Source organism: Bacillus sp. MT94 (genome assembly GCF_058792475.1).
This window is the reverse complement of sequence record NZ_JBXAEZ010000004.1, coordinates 23,202-30,045: the sequence shown is the minus strand read 5'-3', so window position 1 is coordinate 30,045 and position 6,844 is coordinate 23,202. Positions and strand designations below refer to the sequence as shown.

Annotated in this window: 7 protein-coding genes; 6 read left to right on the top strand and 1 reads right to left on the bottom strand. The window is 38.0% G+C overall.

Annotation, left to right across the window (positions count from 1 at the left end; genetic code table 11):
* Positions 1–502, top strand: a 502-nt coding sequence (locus AC1Q51_RS15365) for an LPXTG cell wall anchor domain-containing protein (protein ID WP_492331588.1), incomplete at its 5' end; no start/stop codon positions are given.
* A gap of 114 nt (positions 503–616) precedes the next feature.
* On the opposite strand, the gene AC1Q51_RS15360 is transcribed toward AC1Q51_RS15365, so the two are convergent.
* Positions 617–1,606 (bottom strand): NAD(P)/FAD-dependent oxidoreductase, encoded by a 990-nt coding sequence (locus tag AC1Q51_RS15360; RefSeq protein WP_000829772.1) that lies wholly within the window; start codon positions 1,604–1,606, stop codon positions 617–619.
* Between the two features lie 462 nt (positions 1,607–2,068).
* On the opposite strand from AC1Q51_RS15360, the gene AC1Q51_RS15355 reads away from it, so the two are divergent.
* From AC1Q51_RS15355 to pepA, 5 genes are all read left to right on the top strand, one after another.
* A complete protein-coding gene (locus tag AC1Q51_RS15355; protein WP_000856602.1) occupies positions 2,069–3,277 on the top strand; it encodes an NAD(P)/FAD-dependent oxidoreductase in 1,209 nt (402 codons plus the stop codon).
* A gap of 318 nt (positions 3,278–3,595) precedes the next feature.
* Entirely contained in the window at positions 3,596–4,102 is a 507-nt protein-coding gene (locus AC1Q51_RS15350) for an NUDIX hydrolase (protein WP_000517993.1), read from the top strand.
* Positions 4,099–4,416, top strand: a complete 318-nt coding sequence (locus AC1Q51_RS15345; protein WP_000027016.1) for a YuiB family protein — start codon at positions 4,099–4,101, stop codon at positions 4,414–4,416. Before AC1Q51_RS15350 ends, AC1Q51_RS15345 begins: the two co-directional genes overlap by 4 nt.
* A gap of 85 nt (positions 4,417–4,501) precedes the next feature.
* Positions 4,502–5,128 (top strand): stationary phase survival protein SpsC, encoded by a 627-nt coding sequence (spsC, locus tag AC1Q51_RS15340; protein WP_002094181.1) that lies wholly within the window; start codon positions 4,502–4,504, stop codon positions 5,126–5,128.
* Between the two features lie 145 nt (positions 5,129–5,273).
* Positions 5,274–6,758: a cytosol aminopeptidase gene (pepA, locus tag AC1Q51_RS15335; protein WP_090978029.1), complete on the top strand. Its 1,485-nt coding sequence runs from the start codon at positions 5,274–5,276 to the stop codon at positions 6,756–6,758.
* Positions 6,759–6,844 lie beyond the last annotated feature (86 nt).

Sequence of the window (6,844 nt, the reverse complement as noted above, 5' to 3'; positions counted from 1 at the left end):
AGAGGATCCGAAAGAACCGAAGGAGCCAGAAGTGAAACCAGAGGATCCGAAAGAACCGAAGGAGCCAGAAGTGAAACCGGAGGATCCGAAAGAACCGAAGGAGCCAGAAGTGAAACCGGAAGATCCGAAAGAGCCGAAGGAGCCAGAAGTGAAACCGGAAGATCCGAAAGAACCGAAGGAGCCAGAAGTGAAACCGGAAGACCCGAAAGAACCGAAGGAGCCAGAAGTGAAACCAGAGGATCCGAAAGAACCGAAGGAGCCAGAAGTGAAACCAGAGGATCCGAAAGAACCGAAGGAGCCAGAAGTGAAACCGGAAGACCCGAAAGATCTGAAGAAACCGGAAGTAAGACTGGAAAAGTTAAATAAAGACCCGCAAGTAAAAGTAGAAAAAGAATTACCGAAAACAGGGGCAGCACATCCATGGATGATGTCAGTTGGTGCGGGAATTTCATTCTTAGTTGGCGGAGTATTATTCGTATTAGGTAGAAGAAGAAAACAATAATTTTTGTAGACGAAAAGCACACTGAGTTCGATAGTGTATCGAATTCAGTGTGCTTTCGTGGTATATAAAATAAAAGCTCCTTCCGCGTATGGAAGGAGCTTTTATTTTTACATATTAAAACATGCTTGAGCTATGCATTGGTTGAAGTTTTGCATTTGGATCGAAGTAAGCTTTTGCATTGTTTACTGCTGTCGGTGCTTCGCCAAATCCACAAGCGATAAGTTTTACTTTTCCTTCATATGTACAAATGTCACCAGCAGCGTAAATGCCAGGAATATTTGTTTCCATTTTTGAATTCACAAGGATGCTATTTTTTTGTATATCTAAGCCCCAGTTTTTAATTGGGCCAAGAGAGGAAACGAAGCCGTAGTTTACAATTACATCATCAACATCGATGATAACTTTTTCTTCAGTTTTTACGTGCTGAAGAACGACTTGTTCAATTTTGTCATCACCAATGAGTTCAACTGGAACATACGGTGTACTTACTTCTGCACGAGAATTCATTAAGTTTTCGACGCTATGTTCATGTGCGCGGAATTTATCACGGCGATGAACGATTGTAACTTTGTCAGCAATCGGTTCTAACATCATCGTCCAGTCTACTGCTGAGTCGCCACCGCCAAATACTACGACGCGCTTGCCAGCAAATTTATTCATATCATCAACGAAATAATGTAAGTTTTTCTTTTCGTATTTTGCTGTACCTTCTAATTCTAAGCGGCGTGGTTGGAAAGCACCATTGCCGGCAGTAATAATGACTGATTTAGAATAGTGAGTTTGTTTATTCGTAACAAGTTTAAATATACCATCAGCTTGTTTTTCAAGCGTATCAACAGCTTCTTCTAAGCAAATGGTTGGATCAAATTTCTTCATTTGCTCTTTTAAGTTATCAACTAATTCTTGTGCGCGCACTTTTGGAAATCCAGCTACATCATAAATGTATTTTTCAGGGTAGAGTGCGGATAATTGTCCTCCAAGTTGAGGTAAGCTTTCAATGATTTTTACACTTGCTTGTCTCATCCCGCCATAAAATGCTGTGAATAGTCCTGTTGGACCACCACCAATAATTGTTATGTCGTAAACTTTTTGATTTTCTGCCACTTTCATTCCCCCTATAGATGGAATTTTGATATTGATTTCATATATTGTTCATATGTACACGAAAATCCTGCAAATGATGACACTTTCAAATAAATGATAGCATATTTGAGTTCATAATACTTCTGAAAACGACTGAATTGTGTGTAAGTTTTCGCATAGATGCTTTTTGTATTGTATAAAATATACAGAAAGGAAAATACATGAAAAAAAGGTTGAAAAACCCTTGAAAACGCTATGTTATTTTAAAATATTGATAATTCTCCAGAAGCTTGAATTCTGGAATAAAACCGACTAATATAGGGAAGTATTATGTTAAATTTCTATGACAAAATTCGTACGATTTTTTGACTGCGTTTTGTTATGATATAGAATGTGATAAATTCCACATTCTTGACAAATAGAGTTTTTAGTACTTGGTATTATTTCTCATTACTATTATATAAAGAAAAGGGTTGTGATTTGGTGAAGACTCCAAAAATCGTAGTTTTAGGTGCAGGTTATGGCGGGATGATTACGACTGTTCGTCTGCAAAAAGCATTATCTGTAAATGAAGCTGAAATTACGTTAGTAAACAACAACAGCTATCACTACCAAGCGACTTGGTTACACGAGAGCGCAGCTGGTACATTACAAGATGAAAAAATCTGTCTAGATATTCAAGACGTTATTGATACAAATAAAGTGAACTTTGTACAAGACACAGTAGTAGAAATTAAAGCTGCTGAAAAACGTATTATCTTAAAAGACGGCGAGTTAGAGTATGACTACTTAGTAATCGGTCTTGGTTTCGAATCAGAAACATTCGGAATTACAGGATTAAAAGAGCATGCATTCTCAATCGCTAACATTAATGCAACTCGTGAAATTCGTGAGCATATGGAAGCTAGTTTCGCTAAATATGCAGATGAAAAGCGCGATGAGTTAGTAACAATCGTTGTTGGTGGTGCTGGATTTACTGGTATCGAGTACGTAGGTGAGCTTGCAAACCGTGTTCCTGAACTTTGCAAACAGTACAATGTACCACGTGAAAAAGCACGTATCATCTGTGTAGAAGCTGCTCCAACAGCACTTCCAGGTTTCGATCCAGCATTAGTAGAATATGCTGTAAAACAACTTGAGAAAAAAGGCGTAGAATTCCGCATCGGTACAGCAATTAAAGAAGCAACTGAAGAAGGTATTATTGTTGCAAATGGTGATGATACTGAATTAATTAAGTCTGAAACAGTAGTTTGGGCTGCAGGTGTTCGTGGTAATGGTATTGTGGAAGAGTCTGGCTTTGAAGCAATGCGCGGACGTGTAAAAGTTGATGAGTACATGCACGCTCCAGGATACGAAGAGGTATTCATGGTTGGTGATGCAGCGTTAATCATTAACGAAGAAATTAACCGTCCTTACCCACCAACAGCACAAATTGCAATTCAACAAGGTTACAATATTGCACACAACTTAACTGTATTAGTTCGTGGCAAGGGCGAAATGAAAAAATTCGCATTCGATAATAAAGGATCTGTATGTTCTTTAGGTCATGACGATGCAATGGGCGTTGTTATGGGTAAAAAGTTAACAGGTTGGAAAGCTTCCTTCATGAAGAAAGTAATCGATAACCGCTACTTATTCTTATTAGGTGGACCTTTATTAGTTCTTAAAAAAGGTAAATTAAAGTTCTTTTAATATATAGTAGAAAAAGCAGAAACGGCTAAGCGCCGTTTCTGCTTTTTTTTCATATAATACATGTTTTCGATATAACAATAGAAAGATGGGAGAAATGTTTTATTTGAACATTGCCTTATCATGAAATGGATGAATCCAATGTTTTATTTTCTTCATAATTACATTTCTGCATCTTGATATTTTTTTGTTAACAGTATATCGACAAAATGGGTTTTTTCACTTTTTGAAAAAAGGAAATTTCACAGCGAATTAAAAAGTATAGTATAATATATAGAAAAGAAAGAATATTCTGTCCGTTCAAATGGAGGAGGATGCATCATGGGGAAGCGCGGGAAAGTATGGTTAGCTGTTAGTGGCTTAGTAGCTACAAAAGATGGCAGGTGGCTATTCGTTAAGAAGAAATACAGTGGATTAAAAGGGAAATGGTCTTTACCGGCTGGTTTTGTAAATGAAGGTGAGACAGTTGATGAAGCTGTGAAACGCGAAGTGTTAGAAGAGACAGGCATTGTCGCTCATGTGAAGGGGATCATTGGTGTTCGATCGGGTGTTATTCGTGATGAAATTAGTGATAATATGATTATTTTCCTTTTGGAGCCTGAAGGAGAAAATATTATTGTACAGGAGAAAGAATTGTCTGAAGTGGCGTTCTTACATCCAGATAAGATTGCGGACGATCCGAATACGTCTGTACTTATTAAATATTTGTTAGAAGGAAGATCAGAACTACATCTTGAAGTGGACAAAACATTAAATCCAGGAGAACCATTTGGTTATACAGCCTATCACGTATTTACGGCACGTGCGAAGGAGAGGGAGAAAGAGTGAGTATACCGGTACTACTTATTTCAATGATGCTATTTTTTATTTTGTTCTTTGGAATTGGATTTTTACTCAACATGATTTTGCGAGCTACTTGGGTAATGGTTATTGTGTATCCGATTGTTTGTATGCTTATTATTAATAAAGCGAGTATGTGGGATTATTTTTCAAAACCGAAAGAAACATTTTCTTCATTTGGGACAAGTGTATCGCACTTAGGACAAGCAGACGTGTTTATTCTATCTACTGGATTAGTAGGGGCTGCTTTAGCAGGAGTCGTGATCAAGAAACTTCGGAAAAGCGGATATCAAATGTTTTAATCTCCAACTAAGTTGGAGATTATTTTTTGCATATTCCTTCATCGTATAGGGAATGATTAACGATGAAGGAGTGTGGAATATAAAAATGTTAAAACGATATTGTATTCGCATTATGATGACTTGTTTACTTGCATTTGCATTATGCGTAACATGGAAGGCTTTCACTGGAGTTTCTTTATTAGAGATTGTAAAGACATATGAAGGAATGAGTGCAAAAGAAGTACATGCAGCAGAAGTTAAGAGAAATGTTGCTCCGAGTAAAGAAGTGATAAATGCTTTAGAGCAGGCAAACGACTGGTCTAAATATCGTTCAATTGAAATGACTGCAACAGGTTATACATCGGGGATTGAGTCAACAGGTAAGAGGCCAGGGCATCCAGAGTATGGTATTACATATTCAGGTGTTAAAGTGAAAAGGGATTTATATTCCACAATTGCTGCGGACTTACGCGTATTCCCGATTGGAACGATTCTCTTCGTGCCAGGTTACGGGTATGGTGTAGTAGCTGATAAGGGCGGAGCAATAAAAGGAAACCGTCTTGATTTATATTATGATACGGTGAAAGATGTTTATAGCCAATGGGGTAAGAAAAAAGTAAATGTGTATGTAGTAAAAGTAGGAAAAGGTAAGTTTACAGAAGAAGAGTTAACGATGTTAAATCAAGACGAAACGATGCAAGTGTTTCGTGGTCAATATTTAAAGCAAAGATAGTCTAGTCGTAATTACGCTAGACTTTTTTTCTTGGCTTATTTCATAATAGAGGAGATTTTACACGTCATATAACTGTAGTTAGAATTGTCGCATTTTATCGAAAATAAAGTTATAATGGTGGTAGAGAAATTTAGGGGGTCTGAACATGTTTCAAGTACAAAAAGAATTAGCAGGTCACGAAGCAGTAATTGTCGCTTTATTTGAAGAAGAGAAAATGAGTAGTTTTGTACAAGAACTGGACAAAGCGTTTGAAGGACAATTACAAGTTTTACTAGAAGAGAAAGAATTATCTACGAAGAAAAAGGCCATTTCGAAAGTACATAGCTTAGGAAAAACAAATGTGAAACGGTATTACTTTGTTGGTTTAGGCAAGAAAGAGTCTTATACGACAGAAACGTTACGTGTGGCTCTTGGAAAAACGTTTAAAACACTACAAGCAGCAAAAGTACAAGATGCAGCAATCTTACTTGATTCTTTCGTAACAGAGAAATTAGACGCGATTGATGTCGCTCATATTGCAGCAGAGGTACAAGGCCTTGGTACATATGAATTACAAACGTATAAATCAGATAAAAAGGATCGTGTAGAGTTAGAGAAGTTCACGGCTATTACAGCGGAAGATGCACAAGAAATTGAAGCCGCATTAACAGTTGGCTACGTACATGGACGTGCAACAAATTCAGCTCGTACACTTGTAAATATGCCGCCAAACGTATTAACAGCGACAAAGCTTGCTGAGTATGCTGTTGAGTTAGCGGAGAAGTATGATATGGACTATAAAGTTCTTGAAAAAGAAGAGATGGAAGATCTTGGTATGGGTGCGTTACTTGCAGTAAACCAAGGTAGTACAGAGCCACCCAAAATGATTGCTCTTATTTATAAAGGAAAAGAAGAGTGGACAGATGTCATTGGATTCGTTGGAAAAGGTATTACATACGATACAGGTGGTTATTCTTTAAAACCACGTGAAGGCATGGTTGGTATGAAAGGTGATATGGGCGGTGCAGCTGCTGTATTAGGTGCGATGGAAATTATCGGAGAACTGCGCCCAGAACAAAATGTGATCGCTGTTATTCCTTCAACTGATAACGTTGTAAGTGGTACGGCATTTAAGCCAGACGATGTAATCACATCTATGAGTGGAAAAACAATTGAAGTATTAAATACGGATGCAGAAGGTCGTCTAGCTTTAGCTGATGGTATTACGTATGCGAAAAAACTTGGCGCAAACTACCTTGTTGATGTTGCAACATTAACAGGCGGTGTAATTGTTGCACTTGGAAACCATACGACAGGCGCAATGACAAATAATGAAGAGTTGTTTGAGCAAGTACTAGAGGCTTCTATGGAAACAGATGAACCAATTTGGCAACTACCGATTTTTGATCGTGATAAAGAACGTGTGAGAAACAGTAAGTTTGCTGATTTAAATAACTCACCAGGCCGTGAAGGACATGCGGTTATGGCAGGTACATTCCTAGGCGAATTCGCTGAAGATACACCGTGGGTACACTTAGATATCGCTGGAACATCAGAAACAAAAGGCGCGCACGACTTAGGTCCAACTGGAGCAACTGGTGCAATGGTACGTACACTTGCAACACTTGTGGAGCGTTTCGGAGAAGAATAAGAGTATAAGTGAAGACTGTTCCAATATTTTGGAACAGTCTTCTTTTTTATAGGTTTGTTTATCCCGCTATTTGCCGGACAGTAAGA

Bases quoted from the DNA above. Each gene is read 5' to 3' on its own strand.
- AC1Q51_RS15350 (WP_000517993.1), top strand. From the start codon at position 3,596: ATGGGGAAGCGCGGGAAAGTATGGTTAGCTGTTAGTGGCTTAGTAGCT.
- spsC (WP_002094181.1), top strand. From the start codon at position 4,502: ATGTTAAAACGATATTGTATTCGCATTATGATGACTTGTTTACTTGCA.
- pepA (WP_090978029.1), top strand. From the start codon at position 5,274: ATGTTTCAAGTACAAAAAGAATTAGCAGGTCACGAAGCAGTAATTGTC.